The sequence below is a fragment of the Streptomyces sp. NPDC092952 genome, assembly GCF_044754785.1.
GTDB lineage: Bacteria > Actinomycetota > Actinomycetes > Streptomycetales > Streptomycetaceae > Streptomyces.
In genome coordinates this window covers 20,712-36,974 of record NZ_JBIVPT010000013.1, presented here as the reverse complement: position 1 = coordinate 36,974, position 16,263 = coordinate 20,712, and the positions used below count along the sequence as shown (strand labels likewise).

Sequence of the window (16,263 nt, the reverse complement as noted above, 5' to 3'; positions counted from 1 at the left end):
GGCCGCCGGGGCACCGGACGGGCCGCTCCCGGCCCCGCCCCACGGCCGCGTGCTACGTTCGCGTCATCGGACGACCGGGGGCGCGCAGGTGACGGAAGCAGGCGGACCGCAGCCGACGCCGCAGGCACGGCTGAGGAGGCGGCCCCAGCAGGCACGCAGCCGCGCCCGGGTCGAGGCCGTCCTCGCCGCGGCCGACCGGATCCTCTCCCAGGAGGGGTACGAGGCGCTGACGATGCGGCGGATCGCCGAGGAGGCGGGCACGCCGGTCGGCAGCATCTACCAGTTCTACTCCGACAAGAGCGCCGTCGTGGACGCGCTCGGCCGGCGCTACCTCGACGCGTTCAAGGCCGCCATCGACGGACTCGTCGAGCGCGCCCTCCAGGGCGGGCTGACCGATCCGGTGGGCACGATGGTCGACAGCTACGCGGAGATCTTCCGGTCCCAGGAGGGCGGCACGGCCCTGTGGGCCGGGCGCCATCTCAGCCCAGAGCTCGCACGGGCCGACGCGGCGAGCAACGCGTACATCGCCGAGGGGCTGCGGCGCATCGTGGAGCACCTCACCGGCGCGTCCGGCGGGGACCGGGCCGAGCGGGCGACGCGGATGGTGGTGTGGGCCGCCAACGCCGTGCTGCACGAGGTGTTCAGCGGCGAAGGCGACCCGGACCCGGAGACCGTGGACGAGCTCAAGCGGATGCTGAACGCCTACTGGGCCGACCTGACCGGGCGGCTGACGGCCGAGGGGTGAACCGGGGCCGTCAGCCGCTCGCCGTCAGTCGCTGTGGACCCCGACCTCCTTCAGCGAGATGCCCCAGTCGGTGCCGCGCTCCACGCACTGGATCCGCACATAGCGTGCCGGGGTCCGGGCGAACCACGCCGTGTCCAGGCCGCCGTCACCGGTGGTGGTCGACCAGACCGCCCGCCAGTCCTCACCGTCCTGGGACAGTTCGACGCGGTACGCCTTCGCGTACGCCGCCTCCCAGTCGAGGGTGACGCGCTTGACCGGCTTCACCGCGCCGAGGTCGATCCTCAGCCACTGGTCGTCCTTCCACTCGCTGGCCCAGCGGGTGGACCTGTCCCCGTCCACGGCCTTCCCCGCGGCGAAGTCGACGAACGGGTTCCACCACTGGGTCGTGGACGCCGAGACGGCCGCACCCGAGGCAAGATCGGCTCCGGACGCGTGCTTCTCGGTGCTGCCCCAGGTGCGCAGGTAGGACTCGGCCCCCTGGAAGAGGTCGTCCACGACCTTCTGGCCGCCGACGATCCGGATGTCCTCGATCCAGTCCGGGACCATGCCGTAGTGGGCGCCGCCGTCGGTGTTGAAGTCCCAGGTGCGGTCGCCGGTGGTCTGCTTGTCGATCACCGAGCCGCCGTCGGTGCTGCGGAACGGGTACTTCACCGGGTTCGGCGTGTCGGCGCCCCGCGGGGCCGGCCAGCCGCCCACACCGTTCATGTCGGTACCGAAGCCGTAGCCGACCTGGTACTTCTCGCGCAGCGCCTCGGTGCGACGGGCCTCCGCGCTGAAGCCCTCGGAGCCGCCCATGTACTGCGCGGCGAACCCGCCCAGCTTGTAGAGGCGCTCGGTCCAGCCCAGGTCCATCCAGCTGTGCGAGGAGATGGCGCCGGGGTACGCCTCGGATTCGAGGATGTCGAAGGCCTGACCGGCGGCCTTGACGCTCATGTGGTCGAGTTCCAGCATCATGTGACGCTTCATCATGCCGCGTACGGCGTAAGCGCCCAGATCGGTCAGCCCGCGGGTGTTGCACTGCGCGCCCGAGGCGTACGACGGGACTGCCACCCCCTTGGGCAGCCGGCTCTCCGCCTCCGCCGCCGTCGCGTTGCCGATGGGGTTGTCGTGCTGCGGACCGCGGCAGTCCTCCGTCTTCCAGAACGTGCCGGTCGACAGGAACTGGCCCACGTTGATCGCCGTTCCGAGCGCGCCGGAGTCGAAACGCACCCCGCACAGGGCGTTGTCGAACTTGTGGCACAGGAACATGCTGCTCACGCCCAGCCCGCGCAGCTCGTCCAGGCCGCGGTCGATGTCCTGCTCGCTGCACTGCGCGACGTCCAGGATCTGCTTGCAGCCGAACGGTTCCGAGGTCTCGACGCCCATGACGACGGCCAGCTTGCCCTGCTCGACGACCTGGCGGGCCTGCGTGCTGCTGGTGACGATCCGGAACCAGCCCTTGCCGGGCCCGCCGTACATCGAGTCGATGAAGGTCTGCATGTCGTACGTCTTCTTCGCTTCGAGGCGGATGGCGGCCATTTCGTCGCAGCCGCGGTCCTTGAAGAAGTAGACCGAGCAGATCACACCGTTGGTGACCAGGTTGTTCACCAGCACCCGCTGGCCGCCGCGCCAGGCCCGCTCGATCCAGGCGTAGTAGTTCTGCTGATGGGTCAGCGAGTCGTGGGCGGGCCAGTCCTTGAAGGTGGGCCACCCGTCGGGGTCGTGCTTGCCGTCGCCGCCCTTGGTGATCATGTCGAAGACGGCGAGCGAGCCGTCGGGGTAGTGCTCGGGGCAGTCCTTGAGCGCGTCGGCGACGCCCTGTTCGGAGAACGGCTTGCCGCAGATCAGCCGGCCGCCGAAGCCCTCGTTGGACATGATGTGGTCATGGGCGTCGACGAAGCCCCGTACGCGGCCCTGGGCGTCGGTGCCCTTGAAGGGCTCGCCCGTCACGTCGATCCGGGAGTCGGGCGCGGGCCGCGCGGTCGGATTCCACCAGCCCGGGTCGGACTCCGCCGCGGAGCTGGGCAGCGGGCCGAGCACCAGCGCCATCACGGCGAGGAGCAGTGACACCACCGTGAGGGAACCGAGTCTGCGGCGTGGGGGTCGAACCATGGTCATCACTCACCTTGATTGACATGTGCATTCAAGTTACTGGCGGGTTTTTCAGAATCGCGACCACGGTCGGCGGAGTCAACGGTTCGGGTCGAGAAAGATGAGAATTTCTCATCTTTCTCCAACTCGCGCTGAACGGTAGTGAGTTGATGGTCAGTCACATGCTGACGGCCTGTGTGGATGGCTGCGGCCCCGCGGCCTCCGTCAGGCCACGCCGCGGATCCGGTGGACCAGGAGGCCGCCGATGAGGGTGACGAGGGCGGTGGCGGTGTAGAGGCCGGTGTAGCCGCCGAGGTGGGCGATGACCGGTGCGGCGAGGGCGGGGGCGAGGACCTGCGGGCCCGAGTTGGCGATGTTGATGACGCCGAGGTCCTTGGCGCGGTCGGCGGCGTCGGGCAGGACCTGCGTGACCAGGGCCTGGTCGACGGCGAGGTAGACGCCGTAGCCCGCGCCGAGGACGGCCGCGGCGGCGAGGGCGGCGGGCCAGGTGTGGAACAGGGCGAGCAGCACCGCCGCCACGGCCATGACCAGTGAGCACAGGACGACGAACACCTTGCGGCGCCCGACGCGGTCGGACAGGGCGCCGGCGGGGACGGCCGTGAGCGCGGCGCAGAGGGTGTAGACCACCGTGAGGATCAGCACCCCGGTGCCGGGATCGCCGTAGTGGACCGCGTCGGCGAGGAAGTAGAACAGGTAGAGGGTGCCGAGGGCGTTGCCGAGGTTGATCAGGAAGCGGGTGAGCCAGGCCCAGCCGAAGTCCGGGTGTTCCCGGGGGCTCACCCAGAGCGAGCGGACGAAGGCGCGGGCGTCGAGCGCCGGGCGCAGCTCCCGGGGCAGGGGCGGCTCGGAGTGGCGCAGTACGAAGGGGAGGGCGAGCGCGACGGTGAGCACGGCGAGCATGCCGTAGCCGGAGCGGACGCCGGTGATCAGCTGCGTGGTGAGCAGCGCGCCGAGGACGAGGCCGAAGGACTGCATGAGGCCGGTCCACCCGGACACCTGGGCGCGCTGGGTGAGCGGCACGCGGTCGGCGATCGGGGTGGTGACCCCGGCCAGCATCGCGTTCAGGCCCGCCTGCGCGAGGCACCAGCCGACGGCGACCCCGGCCACGGTCTGCTGGGTGGCGGTGAACGCCAGCCCCGCCGCCCCGGCGAGGCCGCCGCCGAGGATCCAGGGCCGGCGGCGGCCGAACCGGCCGGTGGTGCGGTCCGACCACGCCCCGGCGAGCGGGTTGGCCAGGACGGCCACGAGCGCACCGAGGCCGGTGACCAGGGAGAGCGCGCCGTTCTTGCCCTGTGGGTCGATGTGTTCCAGCTGAAGGGGCAGCAGGATCTGGATGGGCGTCATGAACGCCATGAAGACGGCGAGCGTGGCCAGCGAGAGGTTCGCCGTCCAGCCGGCCTTGACCGGGGTGGTGGGCTCGGCGAAGACGGCGGCGTCCGCCGCGGAGGCGTGGGACATGGCGACTCCGTCGCTCAGGACCGCTGGGAGGCAATCAGGTCGCGGTACCACCCGAAGCTGTCCCGGGGGGTGCGGCGACCGGTGGCGAAGTCGACCTCGACCAGGCCGAAGCGCTGGTGGTAGCCCTCGGCCCACTCGAAGTTGTCGAGCAGTGACCAGGTGAAGTAGCCGCGTACGTCAACCCCGAGGTCGACGGCGCGGGCGATCGCGGCGATGTGCCCGGCGAGGTAGTCGATGCGCGCCCGGTCGTGCAGCCCGGCCGGCTGGGAGCAGCCGTTCTCGGTGATCCACACCGGCGGAAGGCGGTCGCCGTAGCGGTCCTGGAGGCCGGTGAGCAGCTCCGTGAGTCCGTCGGGGACCACCGGCCAGTCGAACGTGGTCCGCTCGTACGGCTCCACGGGTTCGGCCAGGTCGAAGGGGAGCGCGGCGGCGGGATCGGCGGGGGCGGTCACCCAGGTGGGGTTGTAGTAGTTGACGCCCAGCCCGTCCAGCGGGGCGGAGATCGTGGCGAGGTCGCCCTCGCGCACCACGCCTCCCCAGCTGCTGTCGGTCATGCCGTAGGCCGAGAGGTCCGGATAACTCCCCGACAGGATCGGGTCGTTGAAGAGGCGGTTGTGCAGAACGTCGTAGGCGTGCGCGGCTGCCGCGTCCTCGTCGCGCCGGGCGTCGGGGCGCAGCCGGACGGGGGTGCAGTTGTTGGCGATCAGCACCTGGGCGTTCGGGACGGCGGCCCGCAGCGCCGCGGTCGCGAGGCCGTGGCCGAGCAGCTGGTGGTGTGCCACGGGCAGCGCGTCCAGCATCAGCGCGTGGCCGGGGGCGTGGACGCCGAAGCCGTAGCCGAAGGACATGTGGACGAAGGGCTCGTTCAGGGTGATCCACCGCGTGACGCGGTCGCCCAGCCGCTCGGCGACCACGGTCGCGTACTCGGCGAACCGGTGGGCGGTCTCGCGGTTCAGCCACCCGCCCCCGTCCTCCAGGGCCTGCGGCAGGTCCCAGTGGAACAGGGTGGGCGTGGGCTCGATCCCGGCGTCGAGCAGGGAGTCGACCAGGCGGTCGTAGAAGTCCAGTCCGCGCGGTTCGACCCGGCCCGCGCCGGCCGGCAGCACCCGGGGCCAGGAGAGGGAGAACCGGTAGGCGTCGAGCCCGAGGCGGCGCATCAGCGCGACGTCCTCCTCGAACCTGCGGTGGTGGTCGCAGGCGATGTCACCGGTGTGACCGTCGCGCACGGCCCCGGGGCGCCGCACGAAGGTGTCCCAGATGGATGCCCCCTTGCCGTCCGCCTCGGCCGCGCCCTCGATCTGGTACGCGGCGGTCGACGCGCCCCAGACGAAGCCGGCCGGGAGCCGGGGGGAGCGGGTGGCATCGATGGAACTCGTCGTCACTGGCGCCTGCCTTCGTGGGTGAGGTGCGGGCCGTCCGGATCCGGCCGTCCGCGCATGGCTCCGGAACTCTGCCGACCGGCGGCCCGGGGGCGGCGTTCCGTGGCCGGGGCACGCCGCCCGAGGTGGGCCGCACCGTAACATGAACGCACGTTCATGTTCTATGGGTCGACGGGACCGGGACGGGATGCCCCTCCGGCGGACCGGGCTGCGGAGGCCGGGAAGCGGTGTGAGCGCCCACGCGGAACGAGCGGCCGGAAAATTCCAGGCATTTGCCGCGAAGGGCCAGGAGGGACAAGGTGGAAGAGGAGGACACACGAGAAGGGAGTGTGTTGTGATCATTCTCGGAGTCATTCTGCTCGTCATCGGATTCGTCACCGGTATCTCCATCCTGTGGACCATCGGGATCGTCCTTGCCGTCATCGGCCTGGTCCTGTGGATCCTCGGCGGAATGGGGCATGCGGTCGCGGGACACCGGCACTACTGGTGACCGGCCGCCGCCCGCGGTCCGGCGGTGTCGTTCCCGTACCGGGCGGGACCGCTGCACCAGGCTTGCCGGGTGACAGGAACGAACAGGCACGAAGGGCATACCGGTGGCAGTGAGGCCGGACCTCCCGGCCCGACCGCCGTACTGCCCGGCCTGAGCGAGGAACAGGTCCGGGCGCTGCGCCGGGTGGGCAGGGCATGGGGACGGGTGTCGGCACCGCCCGAGGTGTGGCGGCGGGCCCTTCCGGCGGAACCGGACGTGGGCGCGTTCCCGAGGTCGGCGGAGGCCGAATCGGCATGGTTCGGGCGGCTGGTGCCGCTCTCGCCGCTGCGGGCGCGGGCCGCCCAGGAGCGGGCGGAGGCGGGGCCGTGGATCCGCAGGGTGCTGGTCGGGGCGCCGCTGGCGAGTTCGGCCTTCGTCACGGAGCGGATGCGGAAGCTGGTGGCGCTGCCCGTGCTGTCGGCGGACGCGCTGTCGTCGGTCGCCTACGGGCCGGAGGCCATGCTCACGGTCCTGGTGCTGGCGGGCGCGGCGGGGCTGGCCCACTCCCTGCCGGTCGCCGGGGTGATCGTCTTCCTGATGCTGGCGGTGGGGGTGTCGTACCGTCAGACGATCCGGGCCTATCCGCACGGCGGGGGCTCGTACATCGTGGCGGGGGACAACCTGGGGCCGGTCGCGGGGCTGGTGGCGGCGGCCGGGCTGATGACGGACTACGTCCTGACCGTCGCGGTGTCGATCGCGTCCGGGGTCGCGGCCATCACCTCGGCGCTGCCTGGGCTGACCCCGTGGACGGTGCCGCTGGGCGTGCTGGTGATCGTGGTGCTCCTGGCCGGGAACCTGCGGGGCATCCGGCAGGCGGGCGCCCTGTTCGCCGCCCCCACCTACGCGTTCGTCGTCGCCATGTTCGCCCTGGTCGCGGCCGGGCTCGTCGACTCGGCGCGCGACGGCTTCCAGCCGGTGCCCGCGCCCCACGTGCCCGTCACGGAGACCGTCGGGCTGCTGCTGATCTCCCGGGCCTTCTCCTCGGGGGCGACGGCCATGACGGGAATCGAGGCGATCTCCAACGCCGTTCCCGCCTTCCGGCCGGTGGAGTGGCGCAACGCCCGCACCACCCTCAGCTGGATGGTCGGGCTGCTGATCGCGATGTTCGTCGGCATCGTCGCACTGATCCACCTCACCGGAGTCGTTCCCGGCTCCCGGGAGACCGTCCTCTCCCAGCTCGCCCACCTCTCCTTCGGGCGGGGATGGCTCTACGTGTACGTCCAGGCGGCCACCGCGGCCGTGCTCCTGCTCGCCGCCAACACCGCGTACAACGACTTTCCCCGGGTCCTGTCGTTGCTGGCCCGCGACGACTACGCGCCCAAGACGTTCCTGAGGCTCGGGGACCGGCTCGCGTACAGCGGCGGAATCGTACTGCTGTCCCTGGCCGCCGCCCTGGTGTACGTCGCGTTCGAGGGGCAGACCAACGCCCTCATCCCGCTCTACGCAGTCGGGGTGTTCCTCGCCTTCACGCTCTCCCAGACCGGAATGGTCGTGCGCTGGTGGCGGCTGCGCGACGCGCACTGGCGCAAGAGCCTCGTCTTCAACGCCACCGGCGCCGTCCTGTCCGGGCTGGTCCTGCTGACCGCCGGGATCAGCAAGTTCACCTCGGGCGCCTGGGTCGCGCTCATCGCCATCGCCCTCTTCCTGCTCGTCACCACCGGGATCAAGCGCCACTACACGGCCGCGCGGGAGACCCTGCGCCTGCGGCCCCACGCCGCCGAACTCCCCGCCCGCACCGGTGCCGGCCCGCTGGCCCCGGCCGCCCGGACGGAGCGGGCCCCGGCCGACCGCGAGACCGAGGAGACGCCCGGGGAGATCCGCCATCTGTCGGTGGTCGCCGTCGCCACCCTCGACCTCGCCGCCATGCGGACCCTCGCGTACGCCGCCTCCCTCGGGCAGCCCGCCCTCGCCGTCCACATCAGCACCACGGAGGACGAGGAGCGGCGCTTCCGCGCCTACTGGGAGCTGTGGGGCGACCACCTTCCCCTGCAGACCGTCCTCTCGCCCTACCGCGCCGTCGTCGCGCCCCTGGTGAACTACATCGAGACCCTCCACCGCCTCAACCCCGACCTGACCCTGACGGTGATCCTCCCCGAGATCGTCACCCGGCACCGGCGGCACCAGCTCCTCCACAGCCGCACCGCCGCCCGCCTGCGCCGTGCCCTGCGCCACCTGCCGAAGATCGTCATCACCACGGTCCCGTTCCACCTGCCCCACTGAGCGGCGCTGCCCCTGCCCTGGGCGAGGACGTTCCTTGGCCCGCCGATGACATGTTCTGCTCGTGCTGCGAAACCGGCCGGTTCGCATCGGCACTCCCGCCTCCCGGATGTCGCGCTACGCCGAAGAGGTGTGGCACGTTCAGCCGGCGCACCGGGATGCCCACGCCGGCATTCAGGTCGTGTGGTGGCGGCCTGCGGCCGATCCGTCCCCGCTCGGCTCCTGTGGTTGCCTGCCCGTCATGGTGACGGCACCCCGGTACGGAGCCCGGGCGGCGCGGTGAAACTCTCGGACTGTCGTACCCGACAGGTTCAATGGAACCGACGAGACGACCGACGGGAGCACCGCGCATGGAGCCAATCTTCTTCTCAAGTCCTGGAGAGTTCCGGGACTGGCTGGAGGAGCACCACGCGACTGCCTCCGAATGCCGGGTGGGCATGTGGAGGAAGGGAGCGGGCAAGCCCACGCTGAGCTGGTCGGAGGCGGTCGACCAGGCCCTGTGCTACGGCTGGATCGACGGCCGGCAGAGCCCGATCGACGACTTCTCCTGGACGATCCGGTTCACTCCGCGCAGACCGCGCAGCAACTGGAGCCTGGTCAACCTCCGCAAGATCGAGGAGCTGACCGCGCAGGGGCTCATGCGGCCGGCCGGCACCGCGGTGTTCGAAGCCCGTGACCGGGATCGCGAGGAGAAACCGGTCCTGGAGTTCGAGGCGGCGCAGCTGGCTCGCTTCCAGGCGGAACCGCGGGCGTGGGAGTGGTTCAGCGGGCAGGCGCCGTCCTACCGCAAGTCGGCCATCCACCATGTGACCAGTGCCAAGCGGGACGAGACTCGGGAGCGGCGGTTGGACCGGCTGATCGCCGACAGCCTGGAGGGGGTGCGGCTCAAGCCGTTCCGGCGACCTGGAACCTGAGGGCCCGCCACAACCGTCCGCCGGCTCGCCCTGATCAGGATGGCGCAGCGGGCGGGCTTCACCCTCGCCGAGATCACGCGACTGCTGGCCGAAGACACCACGCCATCCGCAACCCGTCAGCGGCGGGACATGGCTACGCGCAAGCTGCCCGAACTCGATCGTCACATCGCGCAGACCCAGGCCCTGCGGCAGGCAGTTGCGGACTGCCTGGAGTGCGGCTGCATGAAATTCGATCAGTGCGTACTGCTCGACACCACGGACGTGGCACCCTGACCGCACATGCTCGGCGGCCATGCAACTACCTGGCTCTGTCGATGAGAAGTGGCAACACGCGCCCGCATTTTGAAACGCTGGAGTCCCGGGAGGCCGGACCGGACGGTCGCTGTCAGGGGGTGAGCCGATGCGGTGCGCCGGGGACGGGGCCCGGGGTGAGCCGGGTGAAGTACTCGGTCGCGAGGGCGGCGCGACGGGCCTCCTCCGGCAGCCGGGCGAGGAGTCCGGGCAGCGGACGTTCACGCGCGACCTCCCCGCGATGGGCGAGGATCGCTGACCACTTCCGCTCCAGCCAGGGAGTGACATCGACCGCAGTGGTGGCGTACGCGTCCGGGACCGTGAGCACCTGCTTGCCGACGCTCTCCAGCAGCGGCCCCAGGCCGTCGGCCCCCGACTCCGGGTGCGTGGCGCAGTACAGGGCGCCCGGCCGCCAGGGCTCACCGGCCTCCGGATGCAGTCGTGCGATCCCCGCTTCGTGGACGGCGAGGAGCGCGGCCTGATGGGTGCGGCGGTGGTCCGGGTGACCGGTCAGCTGGCCCACGGCATCGTGCGTCACCACGACATCGGGACGGAACGACCGGATCCGGCGCACCAGGGCGGAGACCACCTCGTCCAGCGGCGCGTCGACGAGCCGGGGCCGGCCGGGAGCCGCGCGCGGGTTGCGGGCGTCACCGTACCCGAGCATCCGGGGCGGGCCCGCGCCGAGCAGGCGCAGTGCGTCGGCGAGTTCGGCGGCGCGCGGGCTGTCGGGGCTCCAGGTCAAGGTGACCACCCCGGTGCGCGCGTGTCCGGCGGCGTGCTGGGCGAGCACGCCACCGGCGAGGAGGCTCTCGTCGTCGGGGTGGCCGAACACACCGAGCAGCGACGGCATGGCGGTGGACGGTGGTGCCACTGGGGGCTCCCTCGTTTCGGAACGGTTCGGACCACGGCGACCGGCCGGGGCGCGGGACGGTGCCGCCGCCGGCGGACGACATGTCTGGAGAACGTGCCGGACCCGGTCGCGCAACGGCTTCGAGGCGGGCAGGACGTGCGGGGCGGTTCGCATCGTCACGGGGAGGAAGCCGGGGTCGCGGCGGTGACCGGGCGCATCCGTTCGTCCGGGGGACTGCCCGCCCGCCCCCGGGCCGACGTCCCCGGGGACGGAGTGCGGACAGCTACCCGGACCGGGCCGGTCCCGCCCGCGTACGGGAGGGACCGGCCCGGCCGCCGGCTACCGGCCCGGTGCCACCGGGGCCGGGGCGTAGCCGGTGGGGCGGGAGGTGAAGGTGCCGCGCCCCTGGGTCCGGCTGCGCAGCCGGGTCGCGTAGCCGAACAGCTCCGCCAGCGGCACGGTCGCCGTGAGCACCGCCGTGCCCGAACGGGCGGCCTGGCCGGAGACCCGGCCGCGCCGGGCCGCCAGATCGCCGAGCACCCCGCCCACGGCGTCGTCGGGCACCGTCACGGTGACCTCCGCCACCGGCTCCAGCAGCACCATCGCGCTCGCCCGCAGCGCCTCGCGGAGCCCGAACCGGCCGGCCGTGCGGAACGCCATCTCCGAGGAGTCCTTGGAGTGGGTCGCCCCGTCGGTCAGCGTGACCCGCACCCCGGTCACCGGATGCCCGCCGAGGGGGCCCTCGGCCAGCGCGTCCCGGCAGCCGGCCGCCACCGCCCGGACGTACTCCTGCGGCACCCGGCCGCCGACGACCGTCGACCGGAACACGAAACCGGCCTCGCCGCCGTCCCCGTCCCCGGCCTCCAACGGCTCGACGTCGAGGACGACATGGGCGAACTGACCCGCCCCGCCGTCCTGCTTCACATGCCGGTACACCAACCCCGACACCCCGCGGGCCACCGTCTCCCGGTACGCCACCTGCGGCCGGCCGACGCCGATCTCCAGCTCGTGCGCGCGCCGGATCTTCTCCACCGCGACCTCCAGATGCAGTTCGCCCATCCCCGACAGCACCGTCTGACCGGTCTCGGGGTCGGTCCGGACCGTCAGCGAGGGGTCCTCCTCGACGATCCGCGCCAGCGCCGTCACCAGCCGTTCGGTGTCGGTGCTCCGCCGAGCCTCGACCGCCACCGAGACCACCGGGGCGGCGGCGGAGGGCGGTTCGAGCACCAGCGGGGCCGAAGGCGCGCAGAGCGTGGCCCCGGCACGGGCCGCCTTGAGCCCGATCACCGCGACGATGTCCCCGGCCACCGCCGTGTCCACGTCCGTGTGCCGCCCCGCCTGCACCCGCAGGATCCGCCCGATGCGCTCGTGGCGCCGTACCGCCGCCTCCAGCACCGTGTCCCCCTTCCGGACCGTGCCCGAATAGACCCGCAGGAACGTCAGCCGTCCCGTGGCCGTCGAGTTGACCTTGAACACCAGCGCCGCGAACGGCGCCGACGGATCGGCGGCCCGCTCCTGCACCGCGTCGCCCAGCGTGCCGCGCACCGGCGGAACGTCCAGCGGCGAGGGCAGGTAGGCCACGACCGCCTCCAGCAGCGGTTCGATCCCACGGTTGCGGTAGGCCGAGCCGCACAGCACCACCACGGCCTCCCCGGTACGGGTCAGATCGCGCAGCGCTCCCCGCAGCGTGTCCTCGGAGAGCGACGCCCCCGCGCAGAACTCCTCCAGCGCCGCCGGATGGAGCTCCGCCACCGCCTCGTCCAGCAGCCTCCTGCGCCGCAGCGCCTCGGTACGCAGCTCCTCCGGCACCGGGCCCTCCTCGAAGCCGTCGGCCCCGTCGGCCCAGACCAGCGCCCGCATGCGCAGCAGGTCGACCACCCCGGTGAAACCGTCCTCGGCCCCGATCGGCAGCTGGACAGCGAGCGGAACGGTGTGCAGCCGGTCCCTGATCGACGCGACCGCGGTGTCGAGGTCGGCCCCGGCACGGTCCAGCTTGTTGACGAACGCGATCCTCGCCACACCGTGCCGGTCCGCCTGCCGCCACACCGACTCGCTCTGCGGTTCGACGCCCGCGACGGCGTCGAACACCGCGACGGCCCCGTCGAGCACCCGCAGCGAGCGCTCCACCTCGTCGGAGAAGTCGACATGGCCCGGGGTGTCGAGCAGGTTGATCCGGTGCCCGTCCCAGGAACAGCTCACCGCCGCCGCGAAGATGGTGATCCCGCGGTCGCGTTCCTGCGGGTCGAAGTCGGTGACGGTCGTGCCGTCGTGGACCTCGCCCCGTTTGTGGACGGCGCCGGTGAGGTACAGGATCCGCTCGGTGACGGTGGTCTTGCCCGCGTCGACGTGGGCGAGGATGCCCAGGTTGCGGACGGCGGTGAGCGGACTGGTGGGGCGACGGTGGAGTTCGGTACGCACGGCCCATGGCCTTTCGGAGTGATCCGGAACGGAAGGGTGCGCGATTCCCGGACGGAGCGGCCCGTCATCGGGCCGGGACCCCGCGCCGGTGCGTGGCACCGGCGGGCCGCGGCCCGGCCGTGGCGGCGGGCGGCGGCGAGGAGGGCGGGGTGTCCGTCAGGGGATCCGGTGCGGGCCGCGCGGCCCGCACCGGGCGCACCGGGACACCAGGATCACCTCGTACCGCGACGGGGGAACGACGGCGGTGGTGTGGTGACGCACGGCCTGTCTCCCCTCACTGGTCACGGTGCGCGCCACGGCATGGCCGCGGCGTGCGATGTGTGGTGAGTGTAGTGAGGCGCCGGGCCCGCGAGGAATCGATTTTTCCGGCCCATGTCCCGCCCGCTGAACGGGCGTTGAAGGAGCCGGTGAATGATGGAACGATCCGGGGGACCGCAGGGGGAAAGAGGAAGGAACCACAACGATGGACGAGGGAAGCGGCCCCGCCGCCACGGTGTTCGACGCGTTGGGCGCCGACTACGAGCGGGCGTTCGGCCGGTCCGCCGCCCACCACGCCTCGCTCCGCAGGCTGCTGGACGACCTCGCGCCGCACGGCCGGGTCCTGGACGTCGGCAGCGGTACGGGGCGGCCGACCGCGCAGGTCCTGTCCGAGGCCGGTCACGAGGTGCACGGGGTCGACGTGTCGCCCGTCATGGTCGAAATCGCGGCCCGCAATGTGCCCGGTGCGTCCTTCACCTGTGCCGACATCCTCCGACTGTCTCTGGAGGAGCGGAGTTTCGACGCGGCCTGTGCGTACTTCCCGCTGCTCCAGATGGCGCGCGCGGACCAGTCCCGGCTGCTGCGGAAGCTCGCCCGGCTGCTGGTGCCCGGCGGCCACCTGGTCGTGGCCACGGTGCCGCTGGACGTCGAGGACGTCGACGTCGTCTTCATGGGGCAGCGGGTGCGGGCCACGAGCTTCGGCCCGGAGGAGTTCACCGAGCTCGTCACCGGGGCCGGTTTCACGGTGCTCTGGGAGCAGAGCACGATCTTCACCCCTGAGTACGAAGGCGCCTCGGCCGAGCCCCAGTTGTTCCTGCACTGCCGAAGGGCCTGACACCGGCCCCGGGCGGGGCGGGCGTCAGGCCCTTCGGGCCGGTTCCTCCGTCCGGCGGGACCGGCCGTTCAGCGCCCGGCCGACAGGGGCCGTCGGCGGAGGGGGCGCCGGGCCGCGGAGCACCACCGCTCCGAGGTCCCGGTCAGCGGCGTCCTCCAGTCGCGCAGCGCCTGCCTCCCGCAGCCGCGCAACTGCGCGGGCGAGAGGGGAACGCCCGGGCCGCCCCGGGTGACCAGGGCGCTCACCGGCGACATCGGGTCCATGGCCATGCTCTTGGCGAGCAGGACACCGAGCACCACGGGGGCCAGGGACAGCGCCAGCGTGGTGCCGGCCGAGGTGACGTGGCGGATGCGGGCGTGCGGCGGTGTGTCGGGAAGCATGCCCCCCATTCGACCGGCGACCGCGCCGCGGCGGATCGGGCCGGGTACTCAGGACCGCACCGCCCGGGTACTCAGACCCGGGCTCCGCTACGCGTTGGTGCCGGGGCCGGAGCCCCTGCCCGAGACGGCCTTGATCCCCTTCGTGATGTCGTCCATCACGGAGAGCGCGGGTGCCTCGGCGCTGATGTCGAAACCGGACCGGACCACGATCATCAGCTCCTTGGAGCGGGGCGAGGGGAAGGCCAGCGACTGGACGTACCCGTCGTCGCCGTTCTTCGTCACCACCTTCCAGCGCACCAGATAGCCCTGTTCCCCGGCGACGGTGACCGCCTCGGACCTCAGCTCCTTGTGCGAGGTGATACCTCCGTAGATCTCCTCGCCGTACGACTCCGAGGCATTGGCCGTGATGTCCTTCAGGGCGGTGGCCTTCGCCGTCGTGGTGTCGAGCTTCAGCGACTTCGCGGGCATGGAGAACACCCCGCCGCGCACGCACTGCTCGGAGGGCTTGCCGGGGCAGGCGTACTCGCCCGTGGTCACGCCCGCGCCGCCGACCCCGGAGGTGCCCTGCCAGCCGTCGGGCACCGGCAGGCCGATCCCGCTCATCAGGTCCGTGGCGTAACCGTCCTCGGTCTGCGGCAGGCCCTTCTCCTGGCCACGGTCCTCGCCGCCACCCTGCCCGCCCTGCCCGTCCTGTCCGCCCGGTCCGCGGTGGCGACCGTCCGAAGGCGCGTTGGACGGGGTCCGGTCCGCGTGGTCGTTCCGGCCGTCCGAGGTGTCCGACAGCAGGAGGGCGCCGCCCGCCACGGCGGCGAGGGCCACCACGGCGGCGGTGACGCCCAGCGCGACGCGGGTCCGGCGGCTCCGGGCCGCGGCGGGCGGCAGCCGGAGGTGGTCGGTCCACCGGGTCCCGTCCCACCAGCGTTCGTGGACGGGGCCAATTCCTGTGTACCCGGGGTCTGGGTGCCAGCCGGGCGGGCTTGTCTCGGTCACGCCCCCACCGTAGAGCGATTGCGTGAGAATCTCATGAATCCGTCCGGCCGGCGGCCCTCGCCGCCGGCCCGCACCGTCCTCAGGGGAGACCGAACGATGGGTGAACAGCCGCCGGTACGGATCGAGCGCGACGGCGCCGTCCTCACCGTGATCCTGCACCGGCCCGAGGTGCGCAACGCGGTCGACGGGCCGACGGCGAAGCTCCTGGCCGACGCCTTCCGCGAGTTCGACGCCGACCCGGACGCCTCCGTCGCCGTGCTGTGGGGCGAGGGCGGGACCTTCTGCGCGGGCGCCGACCTGAAGGGCATCGGCACGGAGCGCGGCAACACGGTGCGGGCCGGGGGCGACGGGCCGATGGGGCCCACCCGGATGCGGCTGGGCAAGCCGGTCGTCGCGGCCGTCTCCGGTCACGCGGTGGCGGGCGGCCTGGAGCTGGCGCTCTGGTGCGATCTGAGGGTGGCCGAGGAGGACGCGGTGTTCGGGGTCTTCTGCCGCCGCTGGGGCGTACCGCTGGTGGACGGCGGCACGGTACGGCTGCCGAGGCTGATCGGGGAGAGCCGGGCCATGGACATGATCCTCACCGGGCGGCCGGTCCCGGCCCCGGAGGCGTACGCCATGGGGCTCGCCAACCGGATCGTCCCGCCCGGCGGGGCACGTGCGGCGGCCGAGCGGCTGGCGCGGGAGCTCGCCGCCTTCCCCCAGCTGTGCCTGCGCCACGACCGGCTCTCGGTGTACGAGCAGTGGGGGCTGGACGAACGGGAGGCGCTGGCCGCGGAGTTCCGGCACGGGACGGTGCCGCTGGACGCGGGCGAGACGCTGGCCGGGGCCGAGCGGTTCGGCGACGGGGCGGGCCGGCACGGCTCGTTCGACGACTGACGGACCGGGCGGCACGGGCCCGGCGGATA

The 16,263-nt window shown here is 72.5% G+C and carries 13 protein-coding genes and 1 pseudogene; 7 read left to right on the top strand and 7 right to left on the bottom strand.

What is annotated here, in order from left to right; genetic code table 11:
- Positions 1–88 precede the first annotated feature (88 nt).
- On the top strand, positions 89–745 hold the full coding sequence (locus tag ACIQGQ_RS26515) for a TetR/AcrR family transcriptional regulator (RefSeq protein ID WP_402399789.1): 657 nt from the start codon (positions 89–91) through the stop codon (positions 743–745).
- 24 nt (positions 746–769) lie between these two features.
- Here ACIQGQ_RS26515 and ACIQGQ_RS26510 read toward each other — a convergent pair whose 3' ends face one another.
- The 3 genes from ACIQGQ_RS26510 to ACIQGQ_RS26500 all read right to left on the bottom strand — a co-directional run bounded on the left by ACIQGQ_RS26510 (position 770) and on the right by ACIQGQ_RS26500 (position 5,676).
- Positions 770–2,842: a discoidin domain-containing protein gene (locus ACIQGQ_RS26510; RefSeq protein WP_402399786.1), complete on the bottom strand. Its 2,073-nt coding sequence runs from the start codon at positions 2,840–2,842 to the stop codon at positions 770–772.
- Positions 2,843–3,040: 198 nt separating this feature from the next.
- Positions 3,041–4,294, bottom strand: coding sequence for an MFS transporter (locus tag ACIQGQ_RS26505; protein ID WP_402399783.1), 1,254 nt, complete (start codon positions 4,292–4,294; stop codon positions 3,041–3,043).
- Between the two features lie 14 nt (positions 4,295–4,308).
- A complete protein-coding gene (locus ACIQGQ_RS26500) occupies positions 4,309–5,676 on the bottom strand; it encodes a GH1 family beta-glucosidase (RefSeq protein ID WP_402399780.1) in 1,368 nt (455 codons plus the stop codon).
- Positions 5,677–6,007: 331 nt separating this feature from the next.
- Between ACIQGQ_RS26500 and ACIQGQ_RS26495 the strand changes: the two genes are divergently transcribed.
- The 4 genes and pseudogenes from ACIQGQ_RS26495 to ACIQGQ_RS26480 form a co-directional block, all read left to right on the top strand.
- The gene (locus tag ACIQGQ_RS26495) at positions 6,008–6,163 is read left to right on the top strand and encodes a DUF6131 family protein (protein ID WP_366295663.1); all 156 of its coding nucleotides are present in this window, start codon (positions 6,008–6,010) and stop codon (positions 6,161–6,163) included.
- A 426-nt stretch (positions 6,164–6,589) separates the two neighbouring features.
- Complete coding sequence (locus ACIQGQ_RS26490; protein ID WP_402400192.1) at positions 6,590–8,422, top strand: APC family permease; 1,833 nt, start codon at positions 6,590–6,592, stop codon at positions 8,420–8,422.
- Between the two features lie 347 nt (positions 8,423–8,769).
- Positions 8,770–9,333 carry a YdeI family protein gene (locus tag ACIQGQ_RS26485; RefSeq protein ID WP_402399776.1) on the top strand — a complete coding sequence of 188 codons (564 nt, stop codon included), beginning with the start codon at positions 8,770–8,772 and terminating at the stop codon, positions 9,331–9,333.
- 27 nt (positions 9,334–9,360) lie between these two features.
- Positions 9,361–9,606: pseudogene (locus tag ACIQGQ_RS26480) on the top strand (MerR family DNA-binding protein); the annotation flags it as partial.
- 112 nt (positions 9,607–9,718) lie between these two features.
- Here ACIQGQ_RS26480 and ACIQGQ_RS26475 read toward each other — a convergent pair.
- Both ACIQGQ_RS26475 and fusA read right to left on the bottom strand, forming a co-directional pair.
- Positions 9,719–10,477 (bottom strand): PIG-L deacetylase family protein, encoded by a 759-nt coding sequence (locus ACIQGQ_RS26475; RefSeq protein ID WP_402400189.1) that lies wholly within the window; start codon positions 10,475–10,477, stop codon positions 9,719–9,721.
- A gap of 339 nt (positions 10,478–10,816) precedes the next feature.
- Positions 10,817–12,895: an elongation factor G gene (gene fusA / locus ACIQGQ_RS26470; RefSeq protein WP_402399773.1), complete on the bottom strand. Its 2,079-nt coding sequence runs from the start codon at positions 12,893–12,895 to the stop codon at positions 10,817–10,819.
- Positions 12,896–13,358: 463 nt separating this feature from the next.
- On the opposite strand from fusA, the gene ACIQGQ_RS26465 reads away from it, so the two are divergent.
- The gene (locus ACIQGQ_RS26465) at positions 13,359–13,988 is read left to right on the top strand and encodes a class I SAM-dependent methyltransferase (protein WP_402399770.1); all 630 of its coding nucleotides are present in this window, start codon (positions 13,359–13,361) and stop codon (positions 13,986–13,988) included.
- Positions 13,989–14,056: 68 nt separating this feature from the next.
- Here ACIQGQ_RS26465 and ACIQGQ_RS26460 read toward each other — a convergent pair whose 3' ends face one another.
- Both ACIQGQ_RS26460 and ACIQGQ_RS26455 read right to left on the bottom strand, forming a co-directional pair.
- Positions 14,057–14,368 carry a hypothetical protein gene (locus ACIQGQ_RS26460; RefSeq protein WP_402399767.1) on the bottom strand — a complete coding sequence of 104 codons (312 nt, stop codon included), beginning with the start codon at positions 14,366–14,368 and terminating at the stop codon, positions 14,057–14,059.
- Between the two features lie 87 nt (positions 14,369–14,455).
- A complete protein-coding gene (locus ACIQGQ_RS26455) occupies positions 14,456–15,358 on the bottom strand; it encodes a DUF2510 domain-containing protein (RefSeq protein ID WP_402399764.1) in 903 nt (300 codons plus the stop codon).
- Between the two features lie 96 nt (positions 15,359–15,454).
- Here ACIQGQ_RS26455 and ACIQGQ_RS26450 point away from each other — a divergent pair, with 96 nt between their 5' ends.
- On the top strand, positions 15,455–16,234 hold the full coding sequence (locus tag ACIQGQ_RS26450; protein ID WP_402399761.1) for a crotonase/enoyl-CoA hydratase family protein: 780 nt from the start codon (positions 15,455–15,457) through the stop codon (positions 16,232–16,234).
- The last annotated feature ends 29 nt before the right edge of the window (positions 16,235–16,263 follow it).

Excerpts from the sequence above, each read along its gene's own strand:
- ACIQGQ_RS26465 (WP_402399770.1), top strand. The coding sequence starts at position 13,359 with ATGGACGAGGGAAGCGGCCCCGCCGCCACGGTGTTCGACGCGTTGGGC.
- ACIQGQ_RS26485 (WP_402399776.1), top strand. The coding sequence starts at position 8,770 with ATGGAGCCAATCTTCTTCTCAAGTCCTGGAGAGTTCCGGGACTGGCTG.
- ACIQGQ_RS26490 (WP_402400192.1), top strand. The coding sequence starts at position 6,590 with ATGCGGAAGCTGGTGGCGCTGCCCGTGCTGTCGGCGGACGCGCTGTCG.
- ACIQGQ_RS26450 (WP_402399761.1), top strand. The coding sequence starts at position 15,455 with ATGGGTGAACAGCCGCCGGTACGGATCGAGCGCGACGGCGCCGTCCTC.
- ACIQGQ_RS26460 (WP_402399767.1), bottom strand. The coding sequence starts at position 14,368 with ATGCTTCCCGACACACCGCCGCACGCCCGCATCCGCCACGTCACCTCG.
- ACIQGQ_RS26475 (WP_402400189.1), bottom strand. The coding sequence starts at position 10,477 with ATGCCGTCGCTGCTCGGTGTGTTCGGCCACCCCGACGACGAGAGCCTC.
- ACIQGQ_RS26505 (WP_402399783.1), bottom strand. The coding sequence starts at position 4,294 with ATGTCCCACGCCTCCGCGGCGGACGCCGCCGTCTTCGCCGAGCCCACC.
- ACIQGQ_RS26510 (WP_402399786.1), bottom strand. The coding sequence starts at position 2,842 with ATGACCATGGTTCGACCCCCACGCCGCAGACTCGGTTCCCTCACGGTG.